This is a genomic window from Aureimonas populi, assembly GCF_017815515.1.
Lineage (GTDB): Bacteria > Pseudomonadota > Alphaproteobacteria > Rhizobiales > Rhizobiaceae > Aureimonas > Aureimonas populi.
The window spans coordinates 2729622-2745873 of sequence record NZ_CP072611.1 but is presented as its reverse complement, the minus strand read 5'-3'; the positions used below and the strand labels follow the sequence as shown (position 1 = coordinate 2745873).

General features: G+C 65.8%; 13 protein-coding genes and 1 tRNA gene. 9 read left to right on the top strand and 5 right to left on the bottom strand.

Annotation, left to right across the window (positions count from 1 at the left end; all coding sequences use genetic code 11):
- The first annotated feature begins 76 nt into the window (after window positions 1–76).
- The 5 genes from J7654_RS12925 (at window position 77) to J7654_RS12905 (ending at window position 5730) form a co-directional block, all read left to right on the top strand.
- Complete coding sequence (locus J7654_RS12925; RefSeq protein WP_209736311.1) at window positions 77–1114, top strand: cysteine synthase A; 1038 nt, start codon at window positions 77–79, stop codon at window positions 1112–1114.
- A 120-nt stretch (window positions 1115–1234) separates the two neighbouring features.
- Window positions 1235–2089 (top strand): 3-mercaptopyruvate sulfurtransferase, encoded by an 855-nt coding sequence (gene sseA, locus J7654_RS12920; RefSeq protein WP_245195491.1) that lies wholly within the window; start codon window positions 1235–1237, stop codon window positions 2087–2089.
- A 4-nt stretch (window positions 2090–2093) separates the two neighbouring features.
- Complete coding sequence (locus J7654_RS12915) at window positions 2094–2612, top strand: GNAT family N-acetyltransferase (RefSeq protein ID WP_209736309.1); 519 nt, start codon at window positions 2094–2096, stop codon at window positions 2610–2612.
- A gap of 68 nt (window positions 2613–2680) precedes the next feature.
- Window positions 2681–4666 (top strand): bifunctional 2',3'-cyclic-nucleotide 2'-phosphodiesterase/3'-nucleotidase, encoded by a 1986-nt coding sequence (locus J7654_RS12910; RefSeq protein ID WP_209736308.1) that lies wholly within the window; start codon window positions 2681–2683, stop codon window positions 4664–4666.
- A gap of 71 nt (window positions 4667–4737) precedes the next feature.
- Complete coding sequence (locus tag J7654_RS12905; RefSeq protein ID WP_209736307.1) at window positions 4738–5730, top strand: alpha/beta hydrolase; 993 nt, start codon at window positions 4738–4740, stop codon at window positions 5728–5730.
- A 24-nt stretch (window positions 5731–5754) separates the two neighbouring features.
- Here the strand turns inward: J7654_RS12905 and ilvA are convergent, their stop codons facing one another.
- The gene (gene ilvA / locus J7654_RS12900) at window positions 5755–7008 is read right to left on the bottom strand and encodes a threonine ammonia-lyase IlvA (RefSeq protein ID WP_209736306.1); all 1254 of its coding nucleotides are present in this window, start codon (window positions 7006–7008) and stop codon (window positions 5755–5757) included.
- 338 nt (window positions 7009–7346) lie between these two features.
- Window positions 7347–7430 (bottom strand) — tRNA-Leu (locus tag J7654_RS12895).
- Between the two features lie 228 nt (window positions 7431–7658).
- On the opposite strand from J7654_RS12895, the gene J7654_RS12890 reads away from it, so the two are divergent.
- On the top strand, window positions 7659–7877 hold the full coding sequence (locus J7654_RS12890; protein WP_209736305.1) for a hypothetical protein: 219 nt from the start codon (window positions 7659–7661) through the stop codon (window positions 7875–7877).
- A gap of 107 nt (window positions 7878–7984) precedes the next feature.
- Here J7654_RS12890 and wrbA read toward each other — a convergent pair whose 3' ends face one another.
- Window positions 7985–8584, bottom strand: a complete 600-nt coding sequence (gene wrbA, locus J7654_RS12885; protein ID WP_209736304.1) for an NAD(P)H:quinone oxidoreductase — start codon at window positions 8582–8584, stop codon at window positions 7985–7987.
- A 164-nt stretch (window positions 8585–8748) separates the two neighbouring features.
- Here wrbA and J7654_RS12880 point away from each other — a divergent pair, with 164 nt between their 5' ends.
- Window positions 8749–9504, top strand: coding sequence for a competence/damage-inducible protein A (locus tag J7654_RS12880; RefSeq protein ID WP_209736303.1), 756 nt, complete (start codon window positions 8749–8751; stop codon window positions 9502–9504).
- Here J7654_RS12880 and J7654_RS12875 read toward each other — a convergent pair.
- The gene (locus tag J7654_RS12875; protein ID WP_209736302.1) at window positions 9496–10176 is read right to left on the bottom strand and encodes an LssY C-terminal domain-containing protein; all 681 of its coding nucleotides are present in this window, start codon (window positions 10174–10176) and stop codon (window positions 9496–9498) included. The two genes, J7654_RS12880 and J7654_RS12875, sit on opposite strands and share 9 nt — an antisense overlap.
- 97 nt (window positions 10177–10273) lie before the next feature.
- On the opposite strand from J7654_RS12875, the gene gpt reads away from it, so the two are divergent.
- Window positions 10274–10771: a xanthine phosphoribosyltransferase gene (gpt, locus tag J7654_RS12870; protein WP_209740530.1), complete on the top strand. Its 498-nt coding sequence runs from the start codon at window positions 10274–10276 to the stop codon at window positions 10769–10771.
- A 20-nt stretch (window positions 10772–10791) separates the two neighbouring features.
- On the opposite strand, the gene J7654_RS12865 is transcribed toward gpt, so the two are convergent.
- A complete protein-coding gene (locus tag J7654_RS12865) occupies window positions 10792–11922 on the bottom strand; it encodes an HWE histidine kinase domain-containing protein (RefSeq protein ID WP_209736301.1) in 1131 nt (376 codons plus the stop codon).
- Between the two features lie 397 nt (window positions 11923–12319).
- On the opposite strand from J7654_RS12865, the gene J7654_RS12860 reads away from it, so the two are divergent.
- Entirely contained in the window at window positions 12320–16177 is a 3858-nt protein-coding gene (locus J7654_RS12860; protein ID WP_209740528.1) for a vitamin B12-dependent ribonucleotide reductase, read from the top strand.
- Window positions 16178–16252 lie beyond the last annotated feature (75 nt).

Below are 16252 nucleotides of genomic sequence, written 5' to 3'. Positions count from 1 at the left end.
GCTGCTCGTCCTTGCGTTTGGCCGGTACGCGGCCATAGGGTCGCCCGACACGTGACGCGACGAGCTCGAAAGACCCATGGCCAGATACAACTCCGTCATCGACGCGATCGGCAACACGCCACTCATCCGTCTCAACCGCGCTTCGGAGGAAACGGGGTGCGAGATCTACGGCAAGGCCGAGTTCATGAATCCCGGCCAGTCGGTCAAGGACCGCGCCGGGCTGTTCATCATTCGCGACGCGCAGGAGAAGGGGCTTCTGGAGCCCGGCGGAATCATCGTTGAGGGAACGGCCGGCAACACGGGCATCGGCCTGGCGCTGGTTGCCAATGCGCTGGGGTACAAGACCGTCATCGTCATCCCCGAAACGCAGTCCGAGGAGAAGAAGGATGCGCTGCGGCTGATGGGCGCCGATCTCGTCGAGGTTCCTGCGGTGCCCTACCGCAACCCGAACAACTACGTGAAGCTCTCCGGCCGCCTCGCCAGACAGATCGCCCTGACGCATCCGCACGGCGCGATCTGGGCCAACCAGTTCGACAATGTCGCCAACCGCGAAGGGCATGTCGTGACCACGGCCGAGGAAATCTGGCACCAGACCGGCGGCGACGTGGACGGGTTCATCTGCGCGGTGGGCACCGGCGGCACGCTGGCCGGCACCGCAACGGGCCTGAAGCGCCGCTCGGGCCGCATCAAGATCGGCCTCGCCGACCCGAGGGGCGCGGCGCTTTTCAGCTACTATACAAGCGGGGAGCTGTCCTCCTCGGGCGACTCGATCACCGAGGGCATCGGCCAGGGCCGCATCACCGCGAATCTGGAGGGCTTCACGCCCGACTTCGCCTATCAGATCGGCGACGAGGAGGCCCTGCCCGTCATCTTCAACCTTGTGCGCGAGGAAGGCCTGTGCCTCGGCGGATCATCGGGCATCAACATCGCCGGCGCGATCCGCATGGCGAAGGAAATGGGCCCGGGGCATACCATCGTGACGGTGCTGTGCGACTACGGCAACCGCTACCAGTCCAAGCTCTTCAACCCGGCCTTCCTGAAGGAGAAAGGCCTGCCCGCACCCGACTGGATCGGGCGGCCGACGCAGATCGACATTCCCTACGAGGCAGCTTGAGATGATGGCGCCGGCCGTGCATCTGGCGATGGAGCGGCCATGCGCTCCTCCTTGCCTTTCGTTCGCCGTGGCGGGCCTCTAGTCTCGCTGGAACCAGAATCGCACGAGGTCTTCAAAGCGTTGAGCGCAAATCCCTTTCTCATCACCGCGCGGGATCTCGAAGGCCATCTCGGCCGGCCCGGTCTTTCGGTGGTAGACGCCTCCTGGTACCTGCCCGCGCAGAAGCGTTTCGCGCGCGCGGAGTACGAGGCCGGGCATATTCCCGGGGCCGTCTTCTTCGATCAGGACGAGATCGTGGATCGAGCCTCCCCCCTGCCCCACACCTTGCCGTCGGCAAAGGAATTCGGGCGCGCGGTAGGCGCGCTCGGTGTGAGCGATACCGACACGATCGTCGTCTACGATGGAATGGGCCTCTTCTCCGCGCCGCGGGTCTGGTGGCTCTTCCGCACCTTCGGGGCCAAGGACGTCCGGGTGCTCGATGGCGGCCTGCCGGCGTGGAACGCCGCCGGCCTTACGCTGGAAACGGACATCCCCTCCCCCAGGCCGGCGCATTTCGAGGCCCGCCTGAACGAAAGCGCGGTGGCGACGTTCGAGCAGATGCGCTCGCTCGTGGGCGGAACGGACACGCAGGTGGTGGACGCCCGCTCGGCTGAGCGTTTCCGTGGCGAGGCGCCGGAGCCGCGCGAGGGCGTGCGTGCCGGCCATATGCCGGGCGCCTTCTCGCTGCCCATCGCGGAGCTTCAAAGCGAGGGGCGACTGAAATCGCCTCATGAGATCGAGGCCGCGTTCGCAAAGGCCGGGGTCGACCCCGACAAGCCCGTGGTCACGAGTTGCGGGTCCGGCGTCACGGCCGCTGTCCTGACCTTCGCTCTGGCTTCCACCGGGCGCACGGACACGCGTCTCTACGATGGCTCCTGGACCGAATGGGGCTCGGCGTCCGACACTCCGGTCGAAACCGGGCCGGGGCGGCATTGACACCATGAAGCTTCTTCAGACCGAGGTCACGCAGCTCGTCCTCCACTCGCTGCCGAAGGACCCGCCCCCGCGGCCCGACATCCCGCGCAGCCTCGACGTTCTCAAGGTCCGCCAGATTCCTCTGGGCTATTATCGCTACCTCTATACCGTCGGGCGCGCCCACCACTGGACCTCGCGCAACCTGCCGGACGATGCTCTGGCGCGGGAGATCCACGGCCCCAATACGAGGCTTCAGGTTCTCTATTGCGACGGCGGGCCGGCCGGCTGGTTCGAGCTGGACGCCGGGCGCGCTCCCAAGGAGACGAGGCTCGTCCACTTCGCGATCATGCCCGAATATCGCGGCCTCGGCCTTGCGCGGCACCTTCTCGCCCATGCCATCATCGCCGGGTTCGAAGAGCAGCCGAGTGCCCTGACGGTGGAGACCAATACGCTCGACCACCCGGCCGCGCTGCCACTCTACCGCAAGATGGGCTTCCGACCCGTTTCGCGGCGCCTTGTCTCGACACCCGCCTACGAGGAATGATCGTCGCCGGATCGTCGCACGGCCACGATATGGCGGAGCCCTCCCATCCTGTCGCAAGGAGCATACGAATGAAGCGAGCCGACGCCCTTTCCTCCACCGCGATCTCGCGTCGTGGCTTCCTCGCGGGGTCAGCCGCTATGGCCGGTGCCGCCGCATTGCACCCGTTCTCGGCGCGCGCGCAGGAGAACCAGGCGCATCTGCGGCTGATGGAAACCACCGACCTTCACGTGCATGTCTATCCTTACGACTATTACGCCGACCGCGAGAGCGCGTCGGTGGGCCTGGCGCGCACAGCCTCCATCGTGAGCGAGATTCGCGGCGAGGCGACCAATGCGATGCTGTTCGACAATGGCGACTTCCTGCAGGGCAACCCGATGGGAGACTACATCGCCTATGAGCGCGGCATGGATGCCGGAAACGAGCACCCCATCGTCACCGCGATGAACACGCTCGGCTACGATGCCGGCACGCTGGGCAACCACGAATTCAACTATGGGCTGGAGTTCCTGGCCAACGCGCTCGACGGTGCGGACTTCCCGATCGTCTCGGCCAATGTCGCGCGGGGCGAGTTGGGCGCCAGCCCCCTGGAAGACGAGCACCTCGTGCCACCCTACACGATCCTCGACCGCGAGATCGAGCTCGGCGACGGCTCCCGCCGTCCGATCCGCATCGGCGTCATCGGATTCGTGCCCCCGCAGATCATGGTATGGGACGCCCAGCACCTCACGGGCAACGTCTCGGCGCGCCCCATCCTGGAGGCGGCCGAGGCGCTGGTCCCGCGCCTGCGCGAGGAAGGGGCCGATATCGTGGTGGCGCTCTCGCATTCCGGGATCGTGGGAGACGACGGCGACACGGCCGAGAACGCGTCGCTGCAACTGGCCCGTGTCGAAGGCATTGACGTCATCATGACGGGCCACCAGCATCGGCGGTTTCCCAGCGAGGATTTTGACGGCATCGAGGGTGTCGACGTTTCCGCCGGCACGCTGCATGGCAAACCGGCTGTCATGGCGGGCTTCTGGGGCTCGCATCTGGGTCTCGTCGATCTGCTTCTCGAGCATGACGGCGATGGCTGGCGCATCGTCTCGTCTTCCCAGGAGCTTCGTCCGATTTTCGAGCGCGTCGAGCGCGAGACCGTGGCGCTGGTGGAAAGCGACGCGGCGGTGGAGGAGTCCGTGCGCGCCGAGCACGAGGCGACGCTCGAATATGTTCGCACGCCCGTCGGCGAGGCGTCCGCGCCGCTCCATTCCTATTTTGCGCTGGTGGCGGACGATCCCTCGGTGCAAATCGTCAACCAGGCGCAACTCTGGTATCTGCGCGACATCCTGTCCACCACGGAGCACGCGGCCCTGCCGCTGCTTTCGGCGGCCGCGCCCTTCAAGTCCGGCGGCCGCAGCGGGCCGGACTACTATACCGATATCGAGGCCGGCCCCATCGCGATCCGCAATGTCGCCGACCTCTATCTCTACCCCAACACGCTGCAGGCGGTGAAGATCACGGGGGCCGAGGTGCGCGAATGGCTGGAAATGTCGGCGGGCATCTTCAACCGGATCGAACCCGGCTCCACGGATCAGGCGCTCATCGCCGAGGGTTTCCCGTCCTATAATTTCGACGTTATCGACGGTGTGACCTACCGCATCGACGTGACACAGCCGGCCCGTTACGATTCGGACGGAAACCTCGTGGACGAGAGTGCGCACCGCATCGTCGATCTCGCTTATGAGGGCCAGCCCATCGACGAGACGCAGGAGTTCATTGTCGCGACCAACAATTACCGGGCGGGCGGCGGTGGCAACTTCCCCGGCATCGATGCGTCGAAGGTGATCTTCGTCGCGCCTGATGCCAACCGCGACGTTCTCGTGCGCTATATCGTGCAGGAAGGCACGGTGAACCCTTCCGCCGACGACAATTGGAGCTTCGCGTCGGCGGAGGGGACCGTGGTCGAGTTCATGACTGGGCCGGGGAGCCGGGCCTATGCGGAGGCGCTCACGGGCGTCTCCCTGGAGCCGGCGGGCGACACCGACGACGGCTATCTGCGCTATCGACTGTCGCTTTGATCTCATGACACCCAGCGGGAAGCGCGCCCTCCTCCAGGGCGCGCTTCCCCTTTTCATGCCGTAGGTTGCCCATGTCCCGCCGCCTGAAGCTGCGTCTCGGCCTGCTTTTTCTATTGATTGTCGTTCTTGGCGCCGCCGCGCTGTGGCTTTTCGGGCCGCGTGAGCCCGTGGACGTCACGATCCGCTTCGATCCCGCCAGCATAGGCCGCGATCCGGACCTCTATCTCTCCCGGCAGGAAACCTGCGTGCCCGGCATCGGCCCGCAAACGGCCAAGGAGATCGTCTGGGCCTACCCCGCATCCCGCGCCAAGACGCCGCTGGCGCTGGTCTATGTGCACGGCTTCTCGGGCGACAAGCGCGAGATGGCCCCGGTGCCGCAAGAGGTCTCGCGCCGGCTGGGCGCGAACCTCTACCTGACCCGCCTTTCCGGCCACGGAGGCGATCTTGCCGACCTGGCCGAGCCGACGGCGAACGATTGGCTCAACGATCTCGCCGAGGCGGTGGGGATCGCGCGTCATCTGGGCGAACGGGTCGTGGTCATCGGCACCTCCAACGGCGGTGCGCTGGCAAGCTGGGGCGCCGCCCTGCCCGGCTTCATGGAAGGCGTGGACGGCCTCGTCCTGATCTCGCCGAACTATCGCATCAACGACTGGCGGGCCCCGCTTCTGACAGCCCCCTATGGGCGTGACGTGGTTGGCTTCCTCACCGGCGGCACTCTCGACCTTTCGCTTCCCGCCATGCCGGGCGGCGCGCCCCAGACGGTGAGCCTGCCCTCCGACGCGCTCCTGCCGATGGCCGCCCTGACGAGCCACGTGCGCGGGCTGGACTTTTCCGCGATCGGCTTGCCGGCGCTCTTTCTCTATTCTCCGAACGACCAGATCGTCGACCCGCTGGAGACCGAGAGGGTCATCCAGCGCTGGGGCGGGCCCAGCGAGGTGCTGCTCGTTCCGCAGACGAGCGACCCGACGGGCCACATGCTGGCCGGAGACATGTTCTCGCCCGCGACGACGGGCATCGTGGTGGACGCCATCGCCGGCTGGATCGAGCGGCTGGAGGTGCGCTGAGAGCGGGCGCGCGGCCGCCCGGCCTCAGATCAGAAGATCGGCGATCACCTGATTGTCGCTGATATCCTCGTAGCGGATGCCTTCCGCGTCGAATCGCTTCAAAAGGCCGTCGAAATTGCCGGCGTCCCTGGTCTCGATGCCGAGGAGGATGGAACCGAAGTCGCGTGCCGACTTCTTTAGATATTCGAAGCGGGCGATATCGTCGTCCGGGCCGAGAAGCTGGAGGAAATCCTTCAGCGCGCCCGGCCGCTGCGCCAGGCGCAGGATGAAGTACTTCTTGCGGCCCTCAAAGCGCAAAGCGCGTTCCTTCACGTCCGGAAGGCGCTCGAAGTCGAAATTGCCGCCAGAGACCACAAGGACGAGCGTCTTTCCCGAGATTTCGCCCTGAAGCTGCCGTAGCGCGTCGATGGCGAGCGAGCCGGCCGGCTCGACCACGATGCCCTCAACGTTCAGCATCTCCAGCATGGTCTGGCAGATGCTGCCCTCGGGGGAAAGGATAACGTTCTGCGCGGGGAACCGTCCCAGCGTCTCGAACGGCAGGCGGCCGATCTCGGCCACCGCCGCGCCATCCACGAACCCGTCGAGCTGCGGCAGCTTGACCAGCCGGCCCTCTTCGATGGAGGTGCGCAGGCTGGGCGCGCCCAGCGGCTCCACGAAACGGAACTCGGGCTCGTCTTCGCCTTCAAAATAGCGCACCAGTCCCGAGGCAAGCCCGCCGCCGCCAACGGGCAGAACGAGCATGTCCGGCGTCTCGCCGCCGAGCTGGCGGACGATCTCGGCGGCCACGCTAGCCTGCCCCTCCACGATGTCCTCGTGGTCGAACGGCGGCACCATGGCCGCGCCCGTCTCGGCGGCGTAAGCCTTCGCGGCGGCATAGCAATCGTCGAAGAAATCGCCGACCAGCTCGATCTCGACCGCCTCGCCCCCGAAGACCCGGGTCTTGTCGATCTTCTGCTGGGGCGTCGTGACCGGCATGAAGATGCGGCCCCTGAGGCCGAAATGGCGGCAGGCGAAGGCGAAGCCCTGTGCGTGGTTGCCGGCCGAGGCGCAGGTGAAGCTCGCGGCCGCCTGCCCCGCCTCGATCCGCTTGCGCATGAAATTGAACGCGCCGCGGATCTTGTAGGAGCGCACAGGCGTCAGGTCCTCGCGCTTCAGGAAGATCCTGGCCCCGTAGCGCTTCGAGAGATGCTCGTTGAGTTGCAGCGGCGTTTCGGGAAAGAGCATGCGCAGCGCGTCCTGCGCCTGCGCGACATGATCGCGGAATTCCAAGGGGGTCATTGTTCTGGCTTTTCGTGCGGGCCGCATTCTGGATGCGCGTCCCGGAAGGCTGTCTGCCGAGGATTCGGCGGTATCAGACGCGGCGGCCCGGTCACGGGGCGGCTCGCGGCCGGACGCGCTCTTCGCGCCGGAGGCTGCCGGGCAGCGTCGACGGCTAGAGGGCGCCGGCACCGATAATCAGGGACGCGACTCCGCGGATCGAGGTCTGAACCACCATCTGACGCCCCTTTCTTGCCAAGCCGAACTTTCCGGTACGGCTATTCCCTATCGACACGGATTTGTAAAGCCGCCGCCACCGGCCCGTTCCGATCATGCGGCACAGTCCCTACCCCGAAGAGTGGTGCGGGCTGCGGGACTCGAACCCGCAAGACCGAGGCCGGCAGATTTTAAGTCTGCTGCGTTTACCATTTCGCCAAGCCCGCATCGCGCCCTCCCTAGCATCTTTCTCGATGCCGTTCACGACGTCCCGAGACGGTTTCAGAGCAGGTGCATTCTCCCAAAACACTCCCCTGGCGACTGAGGACGACTGGATTTCCTCTTCGATAGCCGGGTGGAGAAACAAGCCGGGCGCGAGCATTGAGGTGCATCACGGATCGTGTTCTATTGTGAAATTCATTCATGCGCCGGGCCACGAAGCGGAGGGCGAGGGAATGGCAGTTCACATCCAGCGCTCCCTGTTTCCGATGGAGGCCGATGCCGGCCGGGAGTCGGTGGCGGCCAGCACCCAGTCCGCTCTTCTGGAGCGGCTGGTGGACGGCAATCGCGCGCTCGACAATCTGCGCCGCGCGCTGGAGTCGGACGAGTCGTCGGTCTCGCCTTTCTCGCGTGAAGAGGCGCTGTCACCCCGAAGGGCGGCCGATCGCCGCTGATGACCGCCGGCCGCGGTATGCCGACCGGTCCTTGTAATCGCTTGATGCGAAACCGAGGAGGCCGGTCCTTGCGGATCGGCCTCCTTCCTTCGCGTCTTTAAGGCCGGTCAGGCGCTGAGCTTGCCGGCGATCTGGGCGATGTGCTGGCCCTGGAAACGGGCCCCTTCCAATTCACGTTCGCTCGGCTGGCGCGATCCGTCGCCGGCCGCGATCGTGGTCGCGCCGTAGGGCGAGCCGCCCACGACTTCGTCCACGCCCATCTGGCCTGCGTATGCATACGGCAGGCCCACGATGAGAAGGCCGTGGTGGAGAAGGGTCTTGTGGATCGAGAGGAGCGTGGCTTCGTTGCCGCCGTGCTGGCTGGCCGAGGAGGTGAACGCGCCGCCGACCTTGCCGATCAGCTTACCCTGCGCCCACAATCCGCCGGTGCGGTCCCAGAACGAGCCCATCTGGGAGGACATGTTGCCGAAGCGGGTCGGCGCGCCGACGATGATGGCATCGTAATGAGCCAGTTCGTCCGGCTGGGCTTCGGGGAAGTCGTGGTTCGTCTTGAAGCCCGCGGCGGCCGCGACGTCGGCCGGGGCCGTTTCCGGTACGCGCTTTATATCGACCTCGGCCCCGCCTGCCTTCGCGCCTTCGGCGACGGCCTTCGCCATCGTCTCGATGTGGCCGTAGCTCGAATAGTAGAGAACCAGCACTTTCGCCATGTCGTCACTCCGTTGTGCGTTTGACTGTTGCCGCACTTAGGGCGCGGCGGGCGGAATTGGCGAGCCCGGAGAACCGAAACGCACCGTCTACCGCTCGGCATGGCTTGCAATTGCCGCCGGCATGGGGAACCGATCCTGATCGGTGCAACGATCGGATCGCCCTCATGCCTGACATCCTGCCGCAAACCGCCGCCATGCTCGCCATCGGCGACGAGCTTCTGTCGGGCCGCACCAAGGATCGCAACATCGGCCATCTCGCCGACGTGCTGACACTGGCGGGGATCGACCTGAAGGAGGTGCGCATCGTGGCGGACGAGGCCGATGCGATCGCTTCCGCGATCAATGCCCTGCGCCGCTCCTACACTTATGTCTTCACCTCCGGCGGCATCGGCCCTACGCATGACGACATCACCGCCGATGCCGTCGGCCAGGCCTTCGGCCTGCCGGTCGACTACCATCCGCAGGCCTATGAGCGGCTGGCAGAGAACTATCGGGCCAGGAAGCTGGAGTTCACCGAGGCTCGCAAGCGGATGGCGCGCACGCCGACGGGCGCGGAGCTAATCGACAACCCGGTCTCCGTGGCGCCCGGCTTCAGGGTCGAGAACGTCCATGTGATGGCAGGCGTGCCCTCGATCTTCCAGGCCATGCTCGACAATGTCATGGCGGGCCTGCCGCACGGCCGGGCGATCTCGAGCGAGACCCTTCACTGCCCCTTCGGCGAAGGCGAGATCGGCGGGCCGCTCGCGGATATCCAGAAAAGACATCCCGGCGTCGCCATTGGCTCCTATCCCAAATATGAGGGCACGTATTTCCATGCCGAGATCGTCCTGCGCTCGCGCGACGCCGCCGCGTTGAGCGCGGCGAAGGCCGATGTCGAGGAGATGCTGGCCCAGATCGTTTCCAGCCGCCCTTCAGCGTAGGACGAGCAGCGCGGCGCGGCCGTCGGTCACGTAGAGGTCGCCCTCCCCGTTCCGGCCCTTATCCGTGGCCCCGCGCCCCGCGATCGACGAGGTCTGCGCCACAAGCCCCGTGGCCTCGAGGTCGGAGACCAGCGCCTGGCGGGCGTCGTCGATGCGGGGCGAGATGTCGTGCGTGACCTGGCCGGTATAGTGGCTGAGCCCAACGCCCGCATCGAAGGTGACGGCGCCGAGCCAGCGCGCCTGCCCTCCATCCCCGCCCATCGCCCAGAGCCGCACATGCTGGCGCCGGTCCGCGCTGATGCCGGCCGCCTTCTCGAACGCCAGATCCTCACGGCGACCATCGTAGAAGAGTGGGCTAACGGGCGCGTCCCTATACGGCCGATCCAGCAGCACGCTGCCGATGATGTCGGCGCTCGTTCGCGCCGTAATCGGATCGGCCGGCGCCCAGCCGGCGGCATTCATCGCCGCCACGAGCGCGGAGCGCGCACCGACGATCTCGACATTGATGGGATCGCCCGCCAGATCGTCCGCCGTTCGCGTCAGCATCTCGGCCAGCGGACGGGACTCGTCGCGCTCGTACCAGAGGTCTGGAAGCAGCAGATAGGACAAGAGCGCGTAGAGTACCGGAAGAAGAGCCACGAGCAGAAGCGCGCGCCGGCGCCGTGCGATCATCTGTGCGTTCCTTGCCTTTGCGGCGGCGGCGGACCGGCAAGCCTTGCTCCTCAAGAGCGGGCAAGCTATCGCAGCCGACGCTTCATGGAGAGATATGATGTCGACGACCGAGAAATCCTTCCCCGTTTCATGGGAACAGTTCCACCGGGACGCCCGCGCGCTGGCATGGCGCCTGGCCGGGCAACGCTCGGACTGGAAGGCGATCGTCTGCATCACCCGCGGCGGGCTCGTCCCGGCGGCGATCATCGCGCGCGAACTGGGCACCCGCCTGATCGAAACGGTCTGCATTGCCTCGTATCACGAGTACGACAAGCAGGGGGAGCTTCAGGTCCTCAAGGATATCGCCCCGGAGCTTCGTGTGGACGATGGCGAGGGCATCCTCATCGTCGATGACCTCACCGATACGGGCAAGACCGCCGCGCTGGTGCGCGCGATGCTGCCGAAGGCCCATTTCGCAACGGTCTATGCCAAGCCCAAGGGGCGCCCGCTGGTCGATACGTTCATCACCGAGGTAAGCCAGGACACGTGGATCTTCTTCCCCTGGGATCTGGGCCTTACCTTCCAGGCCCCCATAGGCAAGGGTGTTCCGGGATAGGGAGAGGCGCATACCCGGCATCAGCGCACGCGCGCGATCGTCATCCTCGCCGTCAGGTCGAGCCCTTCGGGCCGCCATTCCCGTTCGATGCGGCCGTCATACTGGCGGATTACCAGGTTCTCCAGCAGGCTGGTTCCGAAGCCGGCGTTCCGCGGAGCGTCAACCAGCCGGACTCCGGTCTCCCGCCACCGCAGCAGGAGCCTTCGCTCGCCATCGTCCGATTCGACCCGGCAATGGACATCGACGCGGCCACCGTCCCTGAGGGCGCCGTACTTGGCGGCGTTGGTGGTCAGTTCGTGAATGACGAGGCCGAAGACCACGGCATCGGGCGAGGAAAGCGCGATATCGCCGACGTCTATGCGCACGCGGCCATCGGAATCGTAATGCCGCAACTCCGACACCATGATCGCCTTCAGCGTGGCGCCATGGCGATCTCCGTCCAGCAGCAGGTCATGGGTCTTGGCCAGTGAGGAGATCCGGTCCGACAGGGACTTGCGCAGCTTTTCGATATCCGTCTCGGTGCGCAGCGAGAGGCTGATGATCGCCTGCACGGTGGAGAGGCTGTTCTTCACGCGATGCTCCATCTCGCGCAGCAGCATTACGCCCCGGCTTTCCGCCGCCTGGCGGACGCGGACCTCCTCGCGCAGCAATAATTCGGTCTGCAGGATGTCGGCGAGATCGCGCAGGGTGCGCTTTTCCTCCATCGACCAGTCGCGGGGCTTGAAGTCCAGGACGCACAGGGTGCAGGCGACCGCGCCGTCGCCGCGCAGCACGGGCTCTCCCAGATAGGCATGGACGCCGAACTCGACGTTCGCCGGATTATCGCCGACGAGCGCGTGACCATCCGTTTCCCCCACCGCCACCGCCTCGCCGGTGGCCTGTACATGGCGGCAGTAGGAATGGCTGACCGGAATTTCCCGCAGCCCGACCAGCGCGGGCGGAAGGCCGTAGGCACTCTTGAAGTAATTGCGACGCTCGTCGATCACCGAAACGAGAGAGACGGGAGCCTGCAGGACGATGGCCGCCAGATGGGAGATTCGATCGAAGGCTTGCTCGGGCGCGGAATCGATAAGCGAGCGGCACCCCGCAGTCGACTCCGCGTCCAAAACGCTGCCGTCGCGATAAACCTGCGCCCAGCCTTCTCCAGTCATCGCCTACACGCCTCTACCGAAGGTTGTGTTTCAGGATAAGTTCAAACAGGGAGCGAACGCAAAGCGACTTGGCGAATCTGCCGTGCGTTCGATGATCTTGGTTTTCAAGGCGTTTCCAAGCGGCATACGCCCGTGCGAGCCGTTTGGCCACAACGCAAGGCGAAATCGTCCTGCGCATCGCCTTTGCTCGTTATCCACAGAGGTCCGATACAAACTCCGATTGCGAGCCGATTTTAACTTCGCTTACGCACGGAATCCCATATATTGGGCGCAAGATTGAGGACAGCCACAACGCCTAGCGTCGACTGACTCGGTTGTTCCAGCTATTGCCCCTGCCCCGCCGGCCCGACGGTCGCGAGAATCAGGGGCGCAAGATCATAAGGGTAAGTTCATGGGCATGAAGGTCGAGCGCAGATACACGACTGCGGACGGCGGCGCCTACGCGTCCGTGGAATTCCGCAAGGCGACGAGCGAGATCCGCAACCCAGACGGCTCGGTCGTCTTCCGCCTTGCCGACATCGACGTGCCTGCGCAGTTCAGCCAGGTCGCGTCCGATATCCTGGCGCAGAAGTATTTCCGCAAGGCCGGTGTCCCCAAGCACCTCAAGCGGGTGGAGGAGAACGACGTTCCTTCCTTCCTCTGGCGTTCCGTCGCGGACGAGGACAAGCTGGCCGCCCTCCCCGAGGATGAGCGCACCGGCCCGGAGACGGATGCGCGGCAGGTTTTCGACCGGCTGGCCGGCACCTGGACCTACTGGGGCTGGAAGGGCGGCTATTTCGCCAGCGAGGACGACGCGCGCGCCTTCCGCGACGAGCTGGCCCACATGCTGGCGACGCAGAAGGTGGCGCCCAACTCCCCGCAATGGTTCAACACCGGCCTGCACTGGGCCTATGGAATCGACGGCCCCGGCCAGGGCCATTTCTATGTCGACTACCGCACGGGCGAACTGACCCGCTCGGCCTCGTCCTACGAGCATCCGCAGCCGCACGCCTGCTTCATCCAGTCCGTAGCCGACGATCTCGTCAACGAGGGCGGCATCATGGACCTGTGGGTGCGTGAGGCGCGCCTGTTCAAATACGGGTCCGGCACGGGCTCCAACTTCTCCGCGCTTCGCGGCGAGGGCGAGAAGCTGTCGGGCGGCGGCAAGTCCTCCGGCCTCATGAGCTTCCTGAAGATCGGCGACCGTGCGGCCGGCGCCATCAAGTCGGGCGGCACCACCCGGCGCGCCGCCAAGATGGTGGTGGTGGACATCGACCATCCCGACATCGAAAACTACATCATGTGGAAGGTGCGCGAGGAGGAAAAGGTCGCCGCGCTCGTCACCGGCTCCAAGACCGTGTCTCGGCACCTGAAGGCAATTCTCTCGGCCTGCGTGAACTGCGAGGGGCCGGAGGGAGACTGCTTCGACCCCATGAAGAATCCCGCCCTCAAGCGTGCCGTGAAGGACGCCAAGAAGGCGCAGGTGCCGGAGAACTACGTCAAGCGCATCATCCAGTTCGCGCGGCAGGGCTACACGGACATCGACTTCCCGGTCTACGATACCGACTGGGATTCGGAGGCCTACCTTACGGTCTCCGGGCAGAACTCGAACAATTCGGTGCGCGTCACCGACGCGTTCCTGCAGGCCGTGGAGGAAGACGGCGAGCACGAGCTGACCGCGCGCATCACCGGCAAGGTGGTGAAGACGGTCAAGGCCCGCGAGCTGTGGGACAAGATCGGTTATGCCGCCTGGGCGTCCGCCGATCCAGGCATCCAGTTCCACACCACGATCAACGACTGGCACACCTGCGCAGCGGCCGGCGCCATCAACGCGTCGAACCCCTGCTCGGAGTACATGTTCCTTGACGACACGGCGTGCAATCTCGCCTCGCTGAACCTTCTCCAGTTCCGCGACGCGAAGAACAGCATCGATATAGAGAGCTTCGAGCACGCCACGCGCCTGTGGACCATCGTCCTCGAGATCTCCGTCCTGATGGCGCAGTTCCCCTCGCGCGAGATCGCCCAGCGCTCCTACGACTACCGCACGCTGGGGCTCGGCTTCGCCAATATCGGCGGCCTCCTGATGACGGCCGGCATCCCCTACGACTCGTCCGAGGGGCGCGCGATCTGCGGTGCGATCTCGGCCATCATGACCGGCGCGTCGTACAAGACCTCCGCCGAGATGGCCTCGCAGCTGGGTGCCTTCCCGGACTACGAGCGCAACGCGGAGGGCATGCTGCGCGTGATGCGCAACCATGCCCGCGCCGCGCAGGGGCTGGCCAACGGCTATGAGGGGCTGGCAGTCGATCCCGTGCCGCTCGACCATTCCAGCCTGAAGGACAAGCGCCTTTCGGCCCGCGCCAAGAGCGTCTGGGCGGAGGCGGTGGAGCTTGGAAACAAGCACGGCTACCGCAACGCGCAGGTCTCCGTCATCGCGCCCACGGGCACGATCGGCCTCGTGATGGATTGCGACACCACTGGCATCGAGCCGGACTTCGCCCTCGTGAAGTTCAAGAAGCTCGCCGGCGGCGGCTATTTCAAGATCATCAACCGCGCCGTGCCTGAGGCGCTGCGCACGCTCGGCTATTCCGAAAGCCAGATCGCCGAGATCGAGGCCTATGCGGTCGGCCACGGCAATCTGAACCAGGCGCCCGCCATCAACCCCGGCTCCCTGAGGGCGAAGGGTTTCGGCGATGCGCAGATCGACGCGCTGAACGCCGCGCTCGGCCAGGCGTTCGACATCAAGTTCGTCTTCAACAAATGGACGCTGGGCGAGGATTTCTGCAAGGAAACGCTGGGCCTCACCGAAGAGCAGCTCAATGACTTCTCCTTCGAGCTCCTGCCCTTCCTCGGCTTCTCGCGCGCCGAGATCGAGGAGGCCAATATCCATGTCTGCGGCGCGATGACGCTGGAGGGCGCCCCCTTCCTCAAGGACGCGCATCTTCCCGTCTTCGATTGCGCTAACCCGTGCGGGCGCATCGGCAAGCGGGCTCTCTCGGTCGAGAGCCACATCCGCATGATGGCGGCAGCGCAGCCCTTCATCTCGGGCGCGATCTCCAAGACCATCAACATGCCGAACAACGCCACGGTGGAGGATTGCGGCGCGGCCTACATGCTGTCCTGGAAGCTGGCGCTGAAGGCCAACGCACTCTACCGCGACGGCTCCAAGCTCTCCCAGCCGCTCAACGCGTCGCTGATCTCGGAGGAGGAGGAAGAGGACGACATCGTCTCCGAGGTGACGGAGGCGCTGATCGCCGCTCCTGCCCCGGCGCGCGCGGCGGAAGTCGCAGAGCGGGTGGTGGAGCGGATCGTGGAGAAGGTGATCCGCGACCGCGAGAAGCTGCCGAACCGGCGCAAGGGCTACACGCAGAAGGCCATCGTCGGCGGGCACAAGGTGTATCTGCGCACCGGCGAGTTCGATGACGGCCGGCTGGGCGAAATCTTCATCGACATGCACAAGGAAGGTGCGGCCTTCCGGGCGATGATGAACAATTTCGCCATCGCCATCTCGCTCGGCCTCCAGTTCGGCGTGCCGCTGGACGAGTATGTGGAGGCCTTCACCTTCACCCGCTTCGAGCCGGCCGGAATGGTGCAGGGCAACGAGGCCATCAAGAACGCCACGTCGATCCTCGACTACGTGTTCCGCGAGCTGGCCGTCTCCTATCTCGGCCGGCACGATCTCGCCCATGTCCAGCCCGAGGAGTTCGGCTCCTCCTCGATCGGGCGCGGCGTGGAGGGCGACAAGCCGGCTCCGCTGCCGATCTCGTCGGGAATGGTGCGCGGGCAGACGGCGAAGTTCCGCCTCGTCTCGTCCGCCGAGCCGCAAGGCTCGGCTACCGGAACCCAGCCTTCCGGCGCGGCGGCCAATGGCTCCAAGCCAGCGACGGCCGCGGCCGGCTCGCCCGGCGGCGCCCGCGTGTCGGCGACGGGCGGCGCGGCTGTCGCCGTCGCTTCGCCCAGAGGGGCGGTCGCGGTTGCTTCGGGAAACACGGTAACGGCCTTCAAGCGCGACTATGAAAGCGCCCCGCTGGCCGAACCCGCCCCCTCGGCCGACACCTCGCCGGCGCAGGGCCTCTTCGACAGCCCGCTCGCCTATTCTGCGACGGAGAAGGATATCGCCAACGTTGCACGCGCCACGGCCGCCGAGCGCCGCGCCGAGGCGATGATGAAGGGCTACACCGGCGACAGCTGCTCGGAGTGCTCAAACTTCACCATGGTCCGCAACGGAACATGCCTGAAATGCGACACATGCGGCTCGACCAGCGGCTGTAGCTGAGCCTGCTCGGCCACGCCTTGTTGCTACGGGTCTGAGAGCAGCATGATCCGAAAACGAAGGCCCGGGCAGGCTTCA